This window comes from Rhizobium sp. MHM7A (assembly GCF_005862215.1).
In the GTDB taxonomy this organism is placed as follows: Bacteria; Pseudomonadota; Alphaproteobacteria; order Rhizobiales; family Rhizobiaceae; genus Rhizobium; species Rhizobium bangladeshense.
On record NZ_VCHT01000014.1, the window covers coordinates 67,891 to 85,461 of the forward strand.

Sequence of the window (17,571 nt, forward strand, 5' to 3'; positions counted from 1 at the left end):
AATGCCGCCCGCGTCGCATAAATCAAGTCTGATGCAACCCGCTTCAGGCTTTCAGAAGTGCCGCCGCCGGCAACCAGCGGACGGCGGGATGCAGGGCGGTCGCCGCAAACAAGGCCGAGAGGAAATCCCAGGCCACCTCATCATGCACCAGATGGTGAGTGAGGAGGCCGATGGGCTCGTCGTTGCCGGCAAACCTGTCGCCGAGTTCAGCGACCAACTCGGCCACAAGTTCCTCCTCGCTGCGGCCACCACGGGTGCCGTGCCAGTCGATAATGTCGACATGGGTGTTGAGAAACGGGATCGGCCCACCCAGCTCTGCCCGCCCGTAAACCGAAAGCGCCGCAAAAGCGAGTTCCGGCAATGCCGGGATAAGCCCGGCGTCGATCCGGTTCCACGGCGGCACCAGCACTGGCAGGAAGCGGGCGGGATGGAGCCGCTTCAGGAGCTGCAGTCCCTGACGCAGCTCGCCGAGCACCACCTCTGACGGCCGCTCGCCGCCGAGTTCCTGTTTTTTGCGTTCCGGTCCGGCGTGGTTGGTGTGGCACCAGCCATGGACGGCAACGGTGACGGCCGTCTCCTCCGCCAGCCGCGCGGCCAATGCCTCGCCGGTCAGGCCGGGGATGACGGCAAGCGTCAGCGGAATCGCGTTTTCGCCGCTCAGCGCCAGCAGCCGCTCCAGATCAGGCGTCGGCTCGACGGCATCGTCGTCGCGCAGCCAGAACCGCGCCACGCGGCCGGCGGCCTGCCAGCGGTCCAGCTCGCGGCGCAGCGGTTCCCAGCTCATGCTCATCACCTCGCTCCTATTTTGTACGCTTTTCGCAAAATCTCGTCCAAGGCGCGGGCAGCCATCGCAAGCGAGCGCTCCTCCAGGACGAAGCGCCGCGCCGCCTGTCCCATCGCTTCGCGTTTTTGCCCATCGCCGAGCAGGGCCGCGACGGCCGACGCATAGGCAGCAACATCGCCCTCCGGCGTCAGCAGGCCGGTCACCCCGGCCTCGACCACGGCGGGCACGCCCGCCGTTTGCTGCGCAACGACAGGCAGGCCGGCGGCCTGAGCCTCGAGATAGGCAAGGCCATAGGCCTCGCCGCAGCCGGGCCAGACATAGATGCCGCCGCGCGCGAGCAAGCCGGCGATCTCGGCCTCGCCCCGCTCGCCCAGCCATTCGATGCGGCCGGCAAAGCACGCAAACAGCGCCTCCACCTCCCGGCGCATCGGCCCGTCGCCGATGACCGCAAGCGTCCATGGCCGGTCTTCGATCAGCCGCAATGCTCTTGCAAGCATCGCGTAGCTTTCCATCTTGTCGCCGTCACGCATCATCGCGACGGTCATCAGCCGGCTGGAATCGGGCGCCGGCCGTACCGCCTCGAACAGCGCCGGATCGATGAACGGCTTGAGAGCTGCAAGCCGCGCCTGCGGAAAGGTGGCGGAAAGCCCGGCCCGGTCACGCTCGGTGAAGCCGATATTGACCGCCGCCTGCATGATCGCCTCGCCCACGCGCTCCTGCCGGGCCGCCCAGCCGGTCTGGTCGCGTTTTGCCGCATAGGAAGCCTCGGCGGTGACATAGGGAATGGCGAATTCGGCCGAGATCGCAGGCCCGAAGGGATCGGGCGATTTGTAATAGGGGTGGTAGCAGAACCAGAGATCCGGTCGAGGCTCGGATCTCCATGTCAACCGCAGCCGCTCCAGCTCGGCGGATATGGCAGGTTCGAGCGCCGCTGCCGCCTCCGGTGTCGAGGCATGGGTGCGGAATTCGGAGACGACCTCGACTTGATGGCCGGCAAGCTCCAATGCCCGGATCAACAGCCGCGCCATCAGCCGGTCGCCCGAGGGCACCGGATGGTTCGGCGATTTCATCGGCGCATAAAAGGCGACCCGCATGCGCATCCTCTTCATAGACACTCTGTTTCCAATCGGCATTCACAGGCGATCATAGCTATCCGAATTCATCGTGAAATCAGCTTGATGCAGCACGAGGTCGCATTAACTCCGTCCTGGTTTACGGCATCATGCCCGGCGGCAAAAATTTCCCCTGTTGCTGCTTTCCCGAAAACTTGCGCATAAGCATATGGAATGTGATCGCAATGGAAGCAATTCCGCCTCCTTCCCCATCTCTATGGGCCTGCGGTTGCATCGACAAGAACGGGAATGAATGACGACGGCCTCGGTTAAAGGGATTTTTTCAGAACGCTCGATCAGAAGGGCAAGGCTCGGTTCCGGGCTGGTCATCTTCGTTTTCGTCCTCCTGCATTTGTCGAACCATGCGCTAGGGCTTATTTCGCTCGCCTCTGCGGACAAGGCCCGCCACCTTTTCCTGGTCCTCTGGCGCAATCCCATCGGCACCGCCCTCTTTTATGGATCAGTCCTGATCCACATCGCTCTGGTGCTGCGCGCCATCTACATCAGGCGCAGCCTTGTCATGCCGAAGGGGGAAATGGCGCAGATCGTGCTTGGCCTGCTGATCCCGCTGCTCCTGATGGACCATGTCATCGGCACGCGGGTCGCCCATGAACTTTACGGCTATATCGATGACTACGAGACGGTCGTCGAACAGCTGTGGATCAGGGCGCCGGCGAACGGTGTGCGTCAGGTGCTGGGCGTCCTCGCCGTCTGGATCCACGGCTGCATCGGCATCCATTTCTGGCTGCGCTACCGCCCATGGTACGCCGAATGGTCGGCGCTTCTGCTCGCGCCGGCGATCCTCATACCGGTGCTCTCGCTCCTCGGATTCGTCCAGATGGGCCGCACCCTTGCAGACCCCGCCTATCAGTTGACGACCAATCCGTACGAGGTGAACCTCAACGCCCGCTATCTCTCCGATCCCGAGGTCCGCAGCCGCGTCGCCACAGTGCGCGCCGGGCTCTACGGCGCTTTCTCGGCCTCGCTGCTCCTGGTTGTCATCGCCCGCGCCCGACGCAAGCTGAAGGAGCGCCTCGATCAGGTCGTCGTGCATTATCCCGGCGGCGAGGTGATCCGGGTGCCGCGTGGCTTTACGGTGCTGGAAGCAAGCCGGCTCGGCGGGTTGCCGCATTATGCCGTCTGCGGTGGCAAGGGCCAGTGCTCAACCTGCCGAGTACAGATCCTTGGCGATTACCAGTATTTGCCGCCGCCAGACAAGCTGGAGCAGACCACCCTGAAACGCATCAATGCCGGTCCGGACGTGCGGCTCGCCTGCCAGCTTCGGCCGAACGCCGACCTAGCGGTCGCGCCTCTTCTCGTGCCGTCCGTCGAGGCTCCTCCTGCCAACAGCCAGGAGACGAGTCCCGGCCGTGAGCGTGAGATCGTCGTGTTCTTCGTCGATATCCGTCATTTCACCACGCTGACTGAAACCCGCCTCCCCTTCGACGTCGTCTTCCTGCTGAACCGCTATTTCGCCATCATCGGCAAGGCGGTGGAGCAGGCAGGCGGGCGGCTCGACAAGTTCATCGGCGACGGCGCCATGGCGCTGTTTGGCCTCGACACCGCGCCGGAGGAGGCCTGCCGCCAGGCGCTCAACGCAGCCGCGGCGATCGTTGCTGAGATCGAGAAGCTCGCTGCCGAACTCGCCGATGAACTGACGCTGCCGCTTCGCATTGCGATCGGTATCCACACCGGCCCGGCCGTCGTCGGCACGATGGGATATGGTCGCGTGCGCAGCATGACGGCGATCGGTGATACGGTGAACGTCGCGAGCCGGCTGGAAAGCGCGGCCAAGGAATTCGAAGCAGCGATTGTCATCTCCGAACCGGTGGCGGACCTTTCCGGCGCCGCTCTTTCAGGCATCGAAAGCCGTGAAATCAACGTGCGCGGCCGCGCCCTGCCCTTGAAAGTCTATGTCATTCCGAGAGAGAAAGCGGCAGAACCGCTCGAAGGAAAAGCCTGATGCACGGCAAGCCCTGGCTCACCGCCAAATATTGGAGCCGCCGTCTGCGCAAGGCGCGCAATGGCGCTGCGTCGCGCTTCTTCAACACCCGCTTCGGCCGCCGACTGCTGATCGAGAATATCGGTCCGCGCGTCGTCTCAATGACGGTCGATGCCGGCGATCATCTGATGACCTTCTCGCCCGCCGACTATATCGGCCGCAAGGTCTTCCGGAAGGGCCATTTCGAACGCGACGCCGTCGACCGGCTGATCGCCATCCTGCGCGAACGCGGCCTGCTGAGAAAAGACGCGACGCTGCTCGAGATCGGCGGCAATATCGGCACCCAGACGGTCTATTTCGCCTTGAGCGGCACCTACGCCCGTATCGTCAGCGTCGAGCCCGACCCGCGCAATTTCCCGCTGCTTGAACTCAACATCCGTCAGAATCGGCTGGAGGAGAAGGTCCGGCTCGTCAACTGCGCCGCCGGCGAGAGCGAAGGCAAGATCGACTTTTTTTTGAACCTCAACAATCACGGCAAGAGCAGCGCCGTCCGCCAGAGCCCGACCGACAGGAAGATCAGCGTGCCGGTGAAGCCGGTCTCCGAAATCCTCGCCGAACTTTCGATCGATCCGGCCGCAATTGGCCTTGTCTGGATGGATATCGAAGGCTACGAGCCGGTCGCCTGCCGGTCGATGCAGCCGCTGCTTTCCCGCCGCGTGCCGCTTCATATGGAATTCACGCCGCTGTTCTACGGCCCGGAGGGCACGAAGGAATTCATCGCGATGCTGTCAGGTTTCTATGAGGATTGTCTCGTGCTCTTCGAGGACCTCGAGGAAGAGATGAAGGTGCGGGATCTGCCGAGCGACATCGATCAGTACAACGTGCTGTTTTTGCCGTAGAGGCAGCCTTGTCCCGTGGATCCCCTCATCCGGCTTTGCTTCCTCTTCTCCCCAGGCGGGGAGAAGGTGGCCCGCAGGGCCGGATGAGGGTGCTGCACGGCACGGCTTTCATTTGGCTAGCATTTTCAGTCGTCGCTGACGCCGATTGCAACAATGATGCCCCGACCACCTTCAATGCAGACGATGAATTCGGCATTATGCTTGCCACCATCTGGCCCTTTCAAGGACGACTTTCCGCACCACTTTGCGGTTGTCGGGAACCAGCTGCGGCGGCTGTGCGATCGTCGGCTTGAGCGTGACCTGCAATCGAAAGACCGCGGCGTAATGCTTCCGGTCATGCTCTAGGCAAAGACCTCTGCTCTTATTTCCGGACGCAGCGGATCCGCCCCGAACTTGTTCGGACCTTCGGTGCCCGGTAACATGGAAATAATAATGATCACCGGGAATGTGACCAGAACGACATAGGGAACAAAGCTCAGGATGAACAGCGCGAGATACCACCAGCCGGAAATGTTGCGATCATGGAAGCGGCGAACCTGCAGAGATATTAGCGGCAAAAGAATCGCGAGTGTGAATACCATCCAGATGACGACGGTATAATGAATCGGTGACGGGGCTCCACCGCCGCTGGTGGCGAAAGCGAGTACAAAGGCTAGAATTGCTAGTGGAAACAGCGCCAGCGCATAAAATAGCGAGAACCACCAATATTCCGACCGGGAAGCCCTGCCAGAAAATGTCACACATTTCTTGAAGACTGTTCGAACGGCTTCAGTAAACCCCATTTGCGATGCCCATTTCTGCTTGTGGTAGGCGTCGTAGGTTCTGACGCCGTCTTGCCGCTATAGCAGCTCCGATGGAAACAGCTACAATTCAAACGTAAAAATTGCAATAAGTCTCCTGCTTAGTGGTTGGTTGCCGTGTTCTGGGCGCGCGCCATCTCTTAGCGCCTATCCGGCGGGCGGCATCACCATCGACTGATGGCAATGCACGCCGGCGAGCACGCCGGAGGCGGAAGCGAGCGTGGCATTGTGCATGGAGCTTGCAGCATCGCCGGCGGCGAAGATGCCCTTGACGCTGGTCTCCTTGTTTTCGCCAGTGCGGATGACCGGCCCGAACGGACCGTCATCGAAGGCGCAGCCGAGCTGTTCGGCAATGGGGCTCGCCATCGCCGTTTTCGGCGCGACGAATATGGCGTCGAGCGGCACGGTGCGGCCATCGGCGAGGCGCACCGCCTGGAGTTTCGGGCTGTCGCCCAACAGCTCCACGACAGGGCTGCGTTCGATGCGTACGCCGCGGGCGGTGAGCCGTGCCAGCTGCTCTTCATCGGGCTCGAACAGCACCTGGGTGAAGAAGGTGGTCGCGCCCCAGTCCGGGATCATCATCGCCGAATGGGCGGAATGCGGATGGTTTGCGAGGATGCCGAGCTGGCCGCCGCTCACCTCATAGCCATGGCAATAGGGGCAGTGCAGCGCCGAGCGACCCCAGCGCTCCCTGAGACCGAGGATGTCAGGAAGCGTGTCGCTGACGCCGGTTGCGAGAATAAGGCGGGCAGCGCGTTCTTCGCCGCCACCTTCAATGGTGACGACGAACTCGTCACCCTCCTTCTGCGCCCGGAGGACCTTGCCGTCGCGCAGCGTGATGTTCGGATAAAGCGAAAGCTGTCTCTTCCCCTCGCCCATGATCGCCACCGGCGCCCTGCCGTCCTGGCCGAGGAAACCGTGCGAGGCCAGCGAAAACCGGTTTCTCGGCGCGCCCGCATCGACAAGCAGCACCCGCCGCCGCGCCCGGGTCAGCTGCATCGCTGCCGACAGGCCGGCAAAATTGCCACCGATGACGATAACTTCGTAGGACATGCGATCACTCCTTGTGAAATTGACCTCTTATGAATCAACATAAGTTACATGAAATGCGACCGTCAATACTCATGTCACTTGTCTTGTTACAAATTTTTTGTGAAAATGACGCGCCGATCGACAGGATGAAACCATGCGCAACGACAGCCGCCTTTCCCGCATGCTGCACGTGCTGATCCACATGGATCGGCATGAGCATTCGGCGACCTCCGAAATGATTGCAAAGATGCTGAACACCAATCCCGTCGTCGTCCGCCGCACCATGGCCGGGCTTCGCCAACAGGGTTATGTGCGTTCAGAAAAAGGCCACGGCGGCGGTTGGACGCTGGTGCGGCCTTTGTCCGAGATCACCCTGCTAGACGTCTACAACGCCCTCGGCGACCCCCACGTCTTCGCCATCGGCCCCGCCGATGATCAGCCCGAATGTCTGGTCGAACAGGCGGTGAATAACGCGTTGGCAGACGCGATGAAGGAGGCTGAGGCCCTGTTGCTGAGACGGCTGGGCAGCGTGACGCTGGAGGAAATCGCCGCTGAGTTCGAGGCAAAACTGACGGCGCGCTCAGCTACGACCTATTCTTGTGCCTCGTGAGCGGATGCTGCCGGTAGGACTCAGCCGTCACGCCCCTCACCTTCCATGAGGCAGTATCGCGATCGGGGTGCTGGTTGTTGCTCTCCTTGATCGCCGCGGCCCAGTCGGCGCCGTTGTTTTCGGTCGCTCCGGTATTTTCGATGCTCGTGATCGTATCGAACCATGTCACCATGTTCTCGGTGCAGGTATTGGCAAGCGGCGGAAAAGAGTGCGGATTGTCGAGCGAACCGATCATCAGGTTGGTGCGGCCGTTTTCAAGGTGATGGAAGAACAATGGCGTGCCGCAATTGGCGCAGAAGCCGCGCTCGACAAGCTCCGAGCTCTTCCAGACGCTCGGCTTGCCGCGTTCCCAGGTGAGCGCATCGTCGGGGGCGGCGACGAGCGCGGCAAAGATGTTGCCCGAGGCCTTCTGGCACATGCGGCAATGGCAGAGATGCGAATTGTCGAACATGGCGGTTGCGTGGTAGCGCACCGCACCGCACTGGCAGCCGCCGCTCACTTCAATTTCGAGACGTTTCATTTTTCTCCTCCTCCAACCTGCCAAAAAAGAGTCCGGCGCCCTTTCAGGTGAATTTGACCTCGTCGCGAACGCTATTGCCAGCCCGCTTCGGACGCCTCACACCCTCCGATACAGAAAATACCGCCCTTCCTTGATCCCCTCCGGCAGCGGCAGCGCCGCAAGCTCCGGATGCTCCAGCGGCAGACCGCTGACCGCGATACCGTTTGGTGCGAGCACGCCGGCCATCAACTGCGGCAGCCAGGTGAGCGTCACCGCGTCGATCTCGTCGTGACCGGTGCCGATGTCGGCATGGGCGAGAGCAGCGCCGATGCCGAGGAAGGCTTGGCCGGAGTCGCGGATATTGCCGGTGACCATATCGTCCGGCGCCGGGGTCGAGGCCGAGTAGGAGCGAACCTCCCAATCGAAAGCGATGATGCGGCGGCCGGGGAATTTCTCACGCAGGTGATCATAGGTGCGGCCGTTCCCGAGGCCGAACTCCAGCACCGGCCCTTCCATTTCCCCCACCAGATCGGTGATTGCGTTCAGAATGTCGCGTTGGGCCGTCAACCGGCGAATGAAGCTATCGAGGCGGCTCATCGAAATCCGTATCCGTGATGAAAATCGTGAGCGCGTGCTAACACATGAAACCTTGCCAAGTCGATTGCCGTATATGGGATTTGGCGTTGCAGCAGCGACATGGGTCTGTGCTAAGGTCGATGACATGACAATTGTGACCGACGAAGAATTCTTTGCAAGCGTGCCGCTCTTCAGCGCCTTCGAGGGCGTGACCGATGCCGGCAACTACCGGCCGCTGCCGGAGGGATGGGTGCTGGCGCTTGCCGATATCGTCGGCTCGACGCAGGCGATCGCCGGAGGGCGGTACAAGGACGTCAACATGGCGGGCGCCAGCGTCATATCGGCTGTCCTGAATGCCGTCGGCCAGGGCGACTATCCCTTCGTCTTCGGCGGCGACGGTGCGCTGATCGCGCTGCCGGGTTCGCTGGAGAAGACGGCGCGGGATGCGCTCGCCGCCGTGCAGGTCTGGGTCGAGGAGGATCTCGGCCTGATGCTGCGTATAGCTATCGTGCCGGTCGCCGATACCCGCGCCGCCGGCCTCGATGTGCGCGTGGCACGCTATTCCGCGAGCCCCTACGTGACCTATGCGATGTTTTCGGGAGGCGGCACGAGCTGGGCGGAAAGGCAGATGAAGCTCGGCCGATATGGAATCGGGCGCGCCGCCCCAGGAACGCGGCCGGATCTTACCGGCCTTTCCTGCCGGTGGAGCCCGATTGCAGCCGAGAACGGCGAGATCGTCTCGATCATCGCCGTGCCCGGCGAAGGCCGGCCGGGCGAAGACTTCCGCGACCTCGTCAACGGCATCGTCGCCATTACCTCCGAGCAGAACCGGGGCAGCCACCCGGTGCCAGCCGACGGCCCCAAATTCGCCTTCTCGCTGAAGGGCATAAACCGCGAGGCCAAGGCCACCGCCCCGGCCGGCAGGCGGCTGCGGCAGAAGCTCATCATCTTCCTGCAACTCGCCATCATCCTGGCGTGCCACAGGCTCGGCATTCGCCTCGGCCGCTTTGATGCGCGCCGCTACAAACGCGACGTCGCCGGCAATTCCGATTTCCGTAAATTCGACGACGGGCTGAAGATGACGGTCGACGTCGATGCCGAACATCTGAAACGGATCGAAACGCTGCTGGAGGAAGCGCAGGCAAAGGGCGTTGCCCGCTACGGCCTGCATCGGCAATCCTCGGCGCTGATGACCTGCTTCGTGCCGACGCCGGTCTCGCGCGACCACATGCATTTCATCGATGGCGCCGCCGGCGGTTATGCAGTGGCCGCCAGCCGGATGACGGGTAAATCGCTTTCAACAGCGACCGTATCGTAGGCGCAAAAGGCGACCGCGAGCATCGTCGAACATTTTTTTTCGTAATGAAATCGGCACTGGATAATTTCCAACTGCTGACTGGCACCCCTGCCTGTCACACAGTACACGAGCCGATGCTCTCCAAGGATGCGCCGTGACCAAAATCCGGAAAGATCGCCCTTCAGCGGCTCTGGCTTGCCAAGACCTTTAAAGGGCGACCTTTTGGTATCCCTGAGCAGCTCGTTAATCTTCTCGACCATCTTCTGGTCGGTTTTCTGCCAGTATTCGTATTCTTCCCAGGAATTTGGGGTCCAGAGCAACTTCATGTCAAAGAGTTGGATCTTTCTCTATCCCCTCCCCGCTACGAAGCTGCCCAATACTTTCGCGTAGCCGGGCAGAATTGGCGGGGGTCGAGAGCAGGTGCAAAGTCTCTTGCATGCTTTCGTACTCGCTTTCGGCAATCAACACCATTGCTTCCGAACCTTGACGAGTCACGAGCAGAGGAGCGCGGGAAGACAGGACCTGATCAAAATAGGTTGCGATGTTCTGTCGGAACTCCGTCAAACGAACATGTGCCATCGAGCACCCCTTTCTGAGAAGCGCCGCGCAGGAAGGCGCAGCGGTTTTCGCTATCGAGCGTACAGATATATGTACAGATTTCTCGAAAGTCAAATGCCAGGTTGGGTTCCCGTCACGCCTTGATGACGTGGCCCGTCGCAAGGCCAAGCCGGTCAAAGACGTTGCGGGTGTCGACGATCAGCGAAGCAGTTTTAGCAAGCGCCGCATAATCGACCCTGTCATGATCCGTTGCGACCAGAACGGCATCATAGCCGGCCACCGCCTCCGGCGTCAGCGCCACCGACTTGCGCCCCTTCAGCGCCTGGTATTCGCGAGTCGGCGGAATTTCGGTGACGAAGGGGTCGTGGTAATCGGCGCGGCCGCCGCGTTCCTCGATGATCTCGATCAGCCGCAGGGACGGGCTCTCTCTTATATCGGCGACGTTCTTCTTGTAGGCGAGCCCCAGCACAAGCACACGGCTGCGGCTCAGCGCCTTGCCGGCGCGCATGTCGAGCGCTTCGGCAAGCTTGCCGACGACATAACGCGGCATTGCCGAATTGATCTCGCCTGCAAGCTCGATGAAGCGGGTCGGCAGCTCGTATTCGCGTGATTTCCAGGTGAGGTAAAAGGGATCGATCGGGATGCAATGGCCGCCAAGGCCCGGGCCAGGATAGAAGGGCATGTAGCCGAAGGGCTTCGTCTTGGCCGCGTCAATCACTTCCCAGACATCGATACCCATGGCCGCATAGACGGTCTTCAGCTCGTTGACGAGAGCGATGTTGACCGAACGGAAGATGTTTTCGGTCAGCTTCACCGCCTCGGCCGTCGCATTCGAGGAGACCGGAACGACGGTCGACACCGCAGCACCGTAGAAGGCCTTCATCAGGGCCAACGCCTCGGGCCCGTCGCCGGCGACGACCTTCGGGATGGTGGCCGTGTGGTAGTGCTGGTTGCCGGGATCCTCGCGCTCGGGCGAGAAGCCGACGAAAAAGTCCGAGCCGGATTTCAGCCCGGTGCCTTCAAGAATGACCTTCACCACGTCGTCTGTTGTGCCGGGATAGGTGGTCGATTCCAGCGCGACGAGTTGGCCGGGGCGCAGGTGCTGGGCGATCGAGCGCGACGTCGCCTCTACGAAGGAAAGGTCGGGATCGCGGTGTTTGGTCAGCGGCGTCGGCACGCAGATGATGATGACGTCGCATTCGGCAAGGCCGGCAAAATCTGTCGTCGCCTGGAACCTGCCCGCCTCGATCTCGGCGGCAAGCGCCTCGTTTCTGACGGCGTCGATATAGGAGCGGCGGCCCTCAAGCGCCACGATCTTGCCGGGATCGATGTCGAAGCCGGTGACCGCAAAGCCGCTGCGCGCCACGGCGATCGCCAGCGGCAGGCCGACATAGCCGAGCCCGATGATGCCGGCACGCGCCGCGCGGGTTTCGATCTTCTGCAGAAGCGTATCGAAGGTGGAGGTGGCCAAGGCGAGATCTCTCAAACGAAACAGGGGTAGCTGATCTAGTGCATGATCGCGTGGAATTAAACCCGGCTCCCATTCTCCGCGGCGCTACCCCGCGCTCCGTCGTTCTCGGCTTGACCCGATGACCCACGCCGGCCTCCACGCCAGCAGCAGGCATGGATCCAGGCTCAAGGCCTGGGATGACGGAGCATGGGGGCCTGTTTCTGCCAAACTCGACGTCGGCGCAACGGACAATGAATCACACTTCCTGGTCCCAGGCGTTGCCGCGCGCCTCTCCATCGGCCTCCCACGACGTCTGCTCAGCTCGAGCCACGTTTCCCTACCCCGTGCCCTTAGAGCGTAGGAGAGCTGGTCGTGCCGATATCCCACCTCAGAATCCCCTCCGGAGATGTGGCCGAAATGCCCCGGAACCACCCTTTGCTGCAACTTGGGCGCACAAAAAACTCCGGGTCCCATTGTTTCGCATTTGCGGCATACCTATCTGAGTTTGATATTGAACCATCGAGAAAGGACTTCCCGTCCGATCCCCGTACCGGGGAAAATGAGGGGGCGCCGCTGCCGGGCTTTCGGCAGATCGTTGACACTATTTTACCGCTCGTACATCCTGATTTCCTTGTGACCTGCGCATGAGAATGTGCTGGCCTGAGGATTTTTGGCTCTTGGGGATGGCGTGCCTTATGAGGATCATACCGCGAATGAGCACGATCGAATCCAGCGTGTCCTCCATCCTGTTGGACCGGGTCGCCGAATGGCTGACGCATTCCTCGCTGGCAGGCGACGACCTCGAAAACATCGTGCGCGGCTTCTGCGAAAGGCTTGCCGCCGCCGGCCTGCCGATCGCGCGCGTACACCTGACCTTTTCGATGCTGCATCCACTCTACGATGCGTTGAGCTTCACCTGGCGCCGCGCCAGCGGCGTCACCATCGAGGGCTTTCGCATGCCCGCCGGCCAAAAGCCGGACCGCTTCCTGCAGAGCCCCTATTATTATCTGCTCGACAATAACCTGCAGCACATACGCCGCCGGCTGATGCAGGAAGGGCCGGCCGAATTCCCGATCTTCGAAGACCTGCGCAAGGACAGGATGACCGATTACCTCGCCTTCGTGCAGCCATTCGGCGACGACTCGGTGCAGGGAATGATGGGCTCCTGGTCGACCGACCACCATAACGGTTTCACCGACGACATGATCGACGCGCTGCTCCGGATGCAGAACCATCTGGCGGTCGCCGCCAAGATGGCGGTACTCGGTAAGCTCGCCAACAACATGCTGACCACCTATCTCGGCGGCGACGCCGGCAAACGGGTGCTGAACGGCCAGATTCGCCGCGGCGACGGCGAGACGATCCGTGCGGCCCTCGTCATGGGCGACATGCGCGAATCCACCATGTATGCCGAAAAGGAAGGCAGGCAGGCCTATATTGACACGCTGAACCAATTCTTCGATGCGATTGCCGCCCCTTTCAACCGCAATGGCGGCGAGATCCTGAGCTTCCTCGGCGACGGCTTCCTGGCCGTCTATCCCTGCGGACGTCACAAAGACCCGTCCAAAATCGCTTGCGAGGCAGCCCTTTCGGCCGTGCACCAGGCGCAAGCACGGGTGGCCGAACTCAACCGCGATCGCGAGGAGAAGGGTCTATCCAGGATCGGTTACGGCATCGGCCTGCATGTCGGCAATGTCATGTTCGGCAATGTCGGCCTCAAGGACCGGCTGACCTTCTCCGCCTTCGGCTCGGCGGTCAACGAGGTGCAGCGTTTGCAGATCCTGACCAAGAAATACGGCCGCGAAGTCGTCGCCAGCCAGGCCTTCGCCGGCTATTGCGGCGGCGAATGGACGACGCTCGGCGAGGAGAAGCTGCGCGGCATACGCCAGAAGGTGACGGTGCTGCAGCCGCGCGCCCCGGCCTCGGAGATTCACGTCGACGAACACTTCCGCGAGGCCGTGCAGAACGGACTTTCCGAAGCCGAGCAGGTCATTCTCCTGCACCGCGACGCCAAGAAACAGGTCAAGCGCACAAGTATGGAGAAGTTCATCCAGTAAAACGCAAGGTTGCGGCCGCTAAAGCTGCGTGTTTCTTCCGGACAGAGATGGTGAAACACGGCCTTTCCCCTTGATTGTCATCAGCTAGACACCCCGTTTGCGGTACGATAGTGTTACCATAACGGGAACATAGAAGACTGGGGAATTTCATTGGTATGGCGTCCGCTGCCGATCTGTTGCGTATTGAGAATCTCGACGTCTCCTTCTCCGTTTTCGGCGACCGCCTGCGTGTCGTAAAGGAAGCCAATCTCCGCATTCTTCCGGGCAAGGTCACCGCTCTCGTCGGGGAATCCGGTTCCGGCAAATCGGTGATCAGCCAGGCCGTCATGGGCATTCTGCCCAATCCGGCCAGGGCCTCCGGCAGCATCCTCTTCACCGACCCCCTCGACGGCAGCACGACCGATATCCTGTCGCTCTCGCGCGATAGCGAGGAGATGCGCGATCTGCGCGGCCGGCGCATGGCGACGATCTTTCAGGAGCCGATGACCTCGCTCTCGCCGCTGCACACAGTCGGCAACCAGATCAGCGAAGCACTGCTGATCCACACCGAGACCGACAAGCAGGCGGCGCGTGAGAAGACCGAGGAAATGCTCGGTCTCGTCGGCTTTTCCAATCCGCGCCGCACCTACGACATGTATCCGTTCGAACTGTCAGGCGGCATGCGCCAGCGCGCCATGATCGCCATGGCGCTGATCTGCAAGCCGGCGCTCTTGATCGCCGACGAGCCGACGACGGCGCTCGACGTGACGATCCAGGCGCAGATCCTCGAACTGCTGCGCGACCTGCAGACCAAGCTCGGCATGGCGATGCTGCTCATCACCCATGATCTCGGCATCGTCGCCAATATGGCCGACGAGGTGGTCGTCATCTATCACGGGGAGATCATGGAAGCCGGGCCGGTCGAGGCGATCTTCCGAAATCCGCAGCATCCCTATCTCAAGGCCCTGATGGCGGCCGTCCCGCATTTCGACATGAAACCAGGCGAGCGGCTGAAGGCGCTGCGTGACGTGCCGGTCAATCTCGAGACGCTGGTCGGCAAGAAGAAGCCGCTGCAGGCGGAAACGCCGGGCGTACTGCTTTCGGTCAGCAATCTGTCGAAGACCTTTAAGACGCGCAAGCGCGGTTTCCTCGGCAAGCAGGAAGCCGCCGTCCTGCGCGCCGTCGACGATGTCAGCTTCGATATCCGCCGCGGCGAATGTCTCGGTCTGGTCGGGGAGTCCGGCTGCGGCAAGACGACCCTCAGCAAGATCCTGATGCGTGCGGTAACCCCTGATAGCGGCGCTGTCGTGTTCAACGACGGCAAGGACGTGATCGACGTGCTTTCCGTGCGCGGCGATGCACTGCAGGATATGCGCACCAAGATCCAGATGGTGTTCCAGGATCCGGTCTCTTCGCTTTCGCCGCGCATGACGGTGCGCAACATTCTCAGCGAACCGCTGGAGATCCACGACCGCGGCGACAGTGACGAGCGCAAGCGCAAGGTCGAAGGGCTGATGGGCGCGATCGGCCTCGACAAGCGATATCTCAGCCGTTACCCGCACAGCTTCTCGGGCGGCCAGCGCCAGCGCATCGGCATTGCTCGGGCACTGGCACTCGGCCCGAAACTCGTCATCCTCGATGAGCCGGTGTCGGCGCTCGACGTCTCGGTGCAAGCGCAGATCCTCAACCTCCTGAAGGATCTGCAGAAGGAGTTGGGGCTTACCTATCTCTTTATCTCGCACAATCTTGCGGTCGTCGATTACATGGCCGACCGCATCGCGGTCATGTGCAAGGGCCGCATCGTCGAGATCGCGCCGCGCGAGATCATCCTGCGCGATCCAGTGCATCCCTATACGAAATCACTGCTTGCCGCCGTCCCCTTCCCCGATCTCGACCGGCCGCTCGATTTCAAGGCGCTCCGGGAAAACGGCGCCGCCGACAAGCAGAACTGGGGCGTTACCTTCACCGCCGAGCATGACGATGCTTCCGAGCTTGCCTATGCCGACCTCGGCGACGGCCATCTGGTGCGCGCCCGCAAGGGCGTCGATATCCGGGAGTTGCGCTGATGGTGACGCGTCGCACCTTTCTGGGCGGCCTTGTCGGCGCCGCCATCGCCCCCGCCGTCCTTCGCGCCGAACAGGCGGGCGAACCGGAATTCCTCAAGGAGAAGCTGACATCAGGCAGCCTGCCGCCGATGGCCGAGCGCATTCCCGCCCGCCCGCGCATCGTCAATCTGAAGGAGATGGGGCTCGAACCCGGCGCCTATGGCGGCACGGTGCGCACCATCATCGGCAGCCAGCGCGACATCCGCTTCATGACGATCTACGGCTATTCCCGCCTGATCGGCTACAACAAGCACCTGCAATTCCAGCCCGATATCCTGGCCGACTTCTACGCCGAAGACGACAAGGTCTTCACCTTCATGCTGCGCGAAGGCCATAAATGGTCCGACGGTCAGCCGTTCACCGCCGACGATTTCCGCTATTGGTGGGAAGACGTCATCCTGAACGACAAGCTGACGCCGGGCGGCGGTGCGCTCGAGCTTCGTCCGCACGGCAATCTGCCGCGCTTCGAGATGCTCGATCCGCTGACGGTGCGTTATACCTGGGAGAAGCCCAATCCGATGTTTCTGCCGAGCTTGGCAGGTCCTCAGCCGCTCGTCATCTTCGGACCGGCGCACTACCTCAAGCAGTTCCATAAGAAGTTCCAGCCGGACGAGGCGAAGATGGAACAGATGATGAAGGAGAGCCGCGTCAAGAAGTGGCAGGATCTTCACATCAAGATGGCGCGCTCCTACCGGCCTGAGAATCCCAACCTGCCGACGCTGGATCCCTGGCACAATACGACGGCGCTGCCGGCCGAGCAGTTCGTCTTCGAGCGCAACCCCTTCTTCCATCGCGTCGACGAGACCGGCAGGCAGCTTCCCTATCTCGATCGTTTCGTCCTCAACGTCTCTTCTTCGTCGATCATTGCCGCCAAGGCCGGTGCCGGCGAGGCCGACCTGCAGGCGACCGGCATCGATTTCAACGACTATACCTTCCTGAAGGAGGCTGAGAAGCGCTTTCCCGTCAAGGTCAATCTCTGGAAGGTCGCGCGCGGCTCTCGCATCACGCTCCTGCCGAATCTCAACTGCGCCGACGAGGTGTGGCGCGGCCTTTTCCGCGACGTGCGCCTGCGCCGGGCGCTGTCGCTGGCGATCAACCGCCACGAGATCAACATGGTCGCCTTTTATGGCTTGGGCACGCCGAGCGCCGATACGGTCCTGCCCGACAGTCCGCTCTTCAAGCAGGAATATGCCGACGCCTTCGTCAAGTTCGATCCCGATGAGGCCAACCGCCTGCTCGACGAGCTCGGCCTGAGCAAGCGCGGCGACGACGGCATCCGGCTGCTGCCGGACGGGCGGCGCGCCGAGATCACCGTCGAGACCGCCGGCGAAAGCAATCTCGACACCGACGTGCTGGAACTGGTGCACGATCACTGGGCCGATATCGGCCTTGCGCTCTATACCCGCACCTCGCAGCGAGACGTCTTCCGTAACCGGGCCATGAGCGGCACGATCATGATGTCGATCTGGTACGGCCTCGACAACGGCGTGCCGACGGCCGACATGTCGCCGTCCGGCCTTGCGCCGACGCTCGACGATCAACTGCAATGGCCGCTCTGGGGCATGCATTATCTCTCCGCCGGCCAGGAAGGCGTGGCGCCCGATCTGCCGGAGGCGGCCGAGTTGGTCGATCTTCTCAAACAATGGGGCTCGACGGCGAAATTCGAGGAACGTCAGGCGATCTGGCACAGAATGCTGTCGCTCTATACGCAGCAGGTCTTCTCGATCGGCCTGATCAACAGCACGCTGCAGCCGATCCTGCGCTCCGCCAAGCTGCAGAACCTGCCGGAAAGAGCACTCTACGGCTTCGATCCCACCTCCTATCTCGGCATCTATATGCCGGATGTTTTCTGGTACAAGGAGGCCTGAGGC

Annotated in this window: 15 protein-coding genes and 1 pseudogene; 7 read left to right on the top strand and 9 right to left on the bottom strand. The window is 61.9% G+C overall.

What is annotated here, in order from left to right; genetic code table 11:
- Window positions 1–43: 43 nt before the first annotated feature.
- Both FFR93_RS31870 and FFR93_RS31875 read right to left on the bottom strand, forming a co-directional pair.
- On the bottom strand, window positions 44–790 hold the full coding sequence (locus tag FFR93_RS31870) for a polysaccharide deacetylase family protein (RefSeq protein WP_138396143.1): 747 nt from the start codon (window positions 788–790) through the stop codon (window positions 44–46).
- The gene (locus tag FFR93_RS31875) at window positions 790–1,878 is read right to left on the bottom strand and encodes a glycosyltransferase family 4 protein (RefSeq protein ID WP_138396225.1); all 1,089 of its coding nucleotides are present in this window, start codon (window positions 1,876–1,878) and stop codon (window positions 790–792) included. The genes FFR93_RS31870 and FFR93_RS31875 overlap by 1 nt, the downstream gene beginning before the upstream one ends.
- A gap of 271 nt (window positions 1,879–2,149) precedes the next feature.
- Here FFR93_RS31875 and FFR93_RS31880 point away from each other — a divergent pair, with 271 nt between their 5' ends.
- Together FFR93_RS31880 and FFR93_RS31885 are read left to right on the top strand one after the other, a co-directional pair.
- Window positions 2,150–3,859, top strand: a complete 1,710-nt coding sequence (locus FFR93_RS31880; protein ID WP_138396145.1) for an adenylate/guanylate cyclase domain-containing protein — start codon at window positions 2,150–2,152, stop codon at window positions 3,857–3,859.
- Window positions 3,859–4,737 carry an FkbM family methyltransferase gene (locus FFR93_RS31885; RefSeq protein ID WP_064707325.1) on the top strand — a complete coding sequence of 293 codons (879 nt, stop codon included), beginning with the start codon at window positions 3,859–3,861 and terminating at the stop codon, window positions 4,735–4,737. Before FFR93_RS31880 ends, FFR93_RS31885 begins: the two co-directional genes overlap by 1 nt.
- 341 nt (window positions 4,738–5,078) lie before the next feature.
- Here FFR93_RS31885 and FFR93_RS31890 read toward each other — a convergent pair whose 3' ends face one another.
- Together FFR93_RS31890 and FFR93_RS31895 are read right to left on the bottom strand one after the other, a co-directional pair.
- Complete coding sequence (locus FFR93_RS31890; protein ID WP_064707326.1) at window positions 5,079–5,519, bottom strand: DUF805 domain-containing protein; 441 nt, start codon at window positions 5,517–5,519, stop codon at window positions 5,079–5,081.
- Between the two features lie 165 nt (window positions 5,520–5,684).
- Entirely contained in the window at window positions 5,685–6,590 is a 906-nt protein-coding gene (locus FFR93_RS31895; RefSeq protein ID WP_138396146.1) for an NAD(P)/FAD-dependent oxidoreductase, read from the bottom strand.
- A 133-nt stretch (window positions 6,591–6,723) separates the two neighbouring features.
- Here FFR93_RS31895 and FFR93_RS31900 point away from each other — a divergent pair, with 133 nt between their 5' ends.
- The gene (locus FFR93_RS31900) at window positions 6,724–7,179 is read left to right on the top strand and encodes an Rrf2 family transcriptional regulator (RefSeq protein WP_064707328.1); all 456 of its coding nucleotides are present in this window, start codon (window positions 6,724–6,726) and stop codon (window positions 7,177–7,179) included.
- Here FFR93_RS31900 and FFR93_RS31905 read toward each other — a convergent pair.
- Together FFR93_RS31905 and FFR93_RS31910 are read right to left on the bottom strand one after the other, a co-directional pair.
- A complete protein-coding gene (locus tag FFR93_RS31905; RefSeq protein ID WP_138396148.1) occupies window positions 7,154–7,699 on the bottom strand; it encodes a GFA family protein in 546 nt (181 codons plus the stop codon). The two genes, FFR93_RS31900 and FFR93_RS31905, sit on opposite strands and share 26 nt — an antisense overlap.
- A 96-nt stretch (window positions 7,700–7,795) precedes the next feature.
- Window positions 7,796–8,275 carry a class I SAM-dependent methyltransferase gene (locus FFR93_RS31910; protein WP_138396149.1) on the bottom strand — a complete coding sequence of 160 codons (480 nt, stop codon included), beginning with the start codon at window positions 8,273–8,275 and terminating at the stop codon, window positions 7,796–7,798.
- Window positions 8,276–8,399: 124 nt separating this feature from the next.
- On the opposite strand from FFR93_RS31910, the gene FFR93_RS31915 reads away from it, so the two are divergent.
- On the top strand, window positions 8,400–9,572 hold the full coding sequence (locus tag FFR93_RS31915) for a DUF3095 domain-containing protein (RefSeq protein ID WP_138396151.1): 1,173 nt from the start codon (window positions 8,400–8,402) through the stop codon (window positions 9,570–9,572).
- Window positions 9,573–9,607: 35 nt separating this feature from the next.
- Here the strand turns inward: FFR93_RS31915 and FFR93_RS31920 are convergent.
- The 3 genes and pseudogenes from FFR93_RS31920 to FFR93_RS31930 form a co-directional block, all read right to left on the bottom strand.
- A pseudogene (locus tag FFR93_RS31920) lies at window positions 9,608–9,877 on the bottom strand (Txe/YoeB family addiction module toxin); the annotation flags it as partial.
- Between the two features lies 1 nt (window position 9,878).
- Window positions 9,879–10,130 (bottom strand): type II toxin-antitoxin system prevent-host-death family antitoxin, encoded by a 252-nt coding sequence (locus FFR93_RS31925; protein ID WP_138396152.1) that lies wholly within the window; start codon window positions 10,128–10,130, stop codon window positions 9,879–9,881.
- 112 nt (window positions 10,131–10,242) lie between these two features.
- Entirely contained in the window at window positions 10,243–11,580 is a 1,338-nt protein-coding gene (locus tag FFR93_RS31930; RefSeq protein ID WP_138396154.1) for a nucleotide sugar dehydrogenase, read from the bottom strand.
- Between the two features lie 692 nt (window positions 11,581–12,272).
- Here FFR93_RS31930 and FFR93_RS31935 point away from each other — a divergent pair.
- The 3 genes from FFR93_RS31935 (at window position 12,273) to FFR93_RS31945 (ending at window position 17,568) form a co-directional block, all read left to right on the top strand.
- Window positions 12,273–13,616, top strand: coding sequence for an adenylate/guanylate cyclase domain-containing protein (locus tag FFR93_RS31935; protein ID WP_138396155.1), 1,344 nt, complete (start codon window positions 12,273–12,275; stop codon window positions 13,614–13,616).
- Between the two features lie 155 nt (window positions 13,617–13,771).
- Window positions 13,772–15,661 carry an ABC transporter ATP-binding protein gene (locus tag FFR93_RS31940; protein ID WP_138396157.1) on the top strand — a complete coding sequence of 630 codons (1,890 nt, stop codon included), beginning with the start codon at window positions 13,772–13,774 and terminating at the stop codon, window positions 15,659–15,661.
- Window positions 15,661–17,568: an ABC transporter substrate-binding protein gene (locus tag FFR93_RS31945; protein ID WP_064707336.1), complete on the top strand. Its 1,908-nt coding sequence runs from the start codon at window positions 15,661–15,663 to the stop codon at window positions 17,566–17,568. Before FFR93_RS31940 ends, FFR93_RS31945 begins: the two co-directional genes overlap by 1 nt.
- Window positions 17,569–17,571: the final 3 nt, after the last annotated feature.

Excerpts from the sequence above, each read along its gene's own strand:
- FFR93_RS31870 (WP_138396143.1), bottom strand. The coding sequence starts at position 790 with ATGAGCATGAGCTGGGAACCGCTGCGCCGCGAGCTGGACCGCTGGCAG.
- FFR93_RS31875 (WP_138396225.1), bottom strand. The coding sequence starts at position 1,878 with ATGCGGGTCGCCTTTTATGCGCCGATGAAATCGCCGAACCATCCGGTG.
- FFR93_RS31880 (WP_138396145.1), top strand. The coding sequence starts at position 2,150 with ATGACGACGGCCTCGGTTAAAGGGATTTTTTCAGAACGCTCGATCAGA.
- FFR93_RS31885 (WP_064707325.1), top strand. The coding sequence starts at position 3,859 with ATGCACGGCAAGCCCTGGCTCACCGCCAAATATTGGAGCCGCCGTCTG.
- FFR93_RS31890 (WP_064707326.1), bottom strand. The coding sequence starts at position 5,519 with ATGGGGTTTACTGAAGCCGTTCGAACAGTCTTCAAGAAATGTGTGACA.
- FFR93_RS31895 (WP_138396146.1), bottom strand. The coding sequence starts at position 6,590 with ATGTCCTACGAAGTTATCGTCATCGGTGGCAATTTTGCCGGCCTGTCG.
- FFR93_RS31900 (WP_064707328.1), top strand. The coding sequence starts at position 6,724 with ATGCGCAACGACAGCCGCCTTTCCCGCATGCTGCACGTGCTGATCCAC.
- FFR93_RS31905 (WP_138396148.1), bottom strand. The coding sequence starts at position 7,699 with ATGAAACGTCTCGAAATTGAAGTGAGCGGCGGCTGCCAGTGCGGTGCG.
- FFR93_RS31910 (WP_138396149.1), bottom strand. The coding sequence starts at position 8,275 with ATGAGCCGCCTCGATAGCTTCATTCGCCGGTTGACGGCCCAACGCGAC.
- FFR93_RS31915 (WP_138396151.1), top strand. The coding sequence starts at position 8,400 with ATGACAATTGTGACCGACGAAGAATTCTTTGCAAGCGTGCCGCTCTTC.
- FFR93_RS31925 (WP_138396152.1), bottom strand. The coding sequence starts at position 10,130 with ATGGCACATGTTCGTTTGACGGAGTTCCGACAGAACATCGCAACCTAT.
- FFR93_RS31935 (WP_138396155.1), top strand. The coding sequence starts at position 12,273 with ATGAGCACGATCGAATCCAGCGTGTCCTCCATCCTGTTGGACCGGGTC.
- FFR93_RS31940 (WP_138396157.1), top strand. The coding sequence starts at position 13,772 with ATGGCGTCCGCTGCCGATCTGTTGCGTATTGAGAATCTCGACGTCTCC.
- FFR93_RS31945 (WP_064707336.1), top strand. The coding sequence starts at position 15,661 with ATGGTGACGCGTCGCACCTTTCTGGGCGGCCTTGTCGGCGCCGCCATC.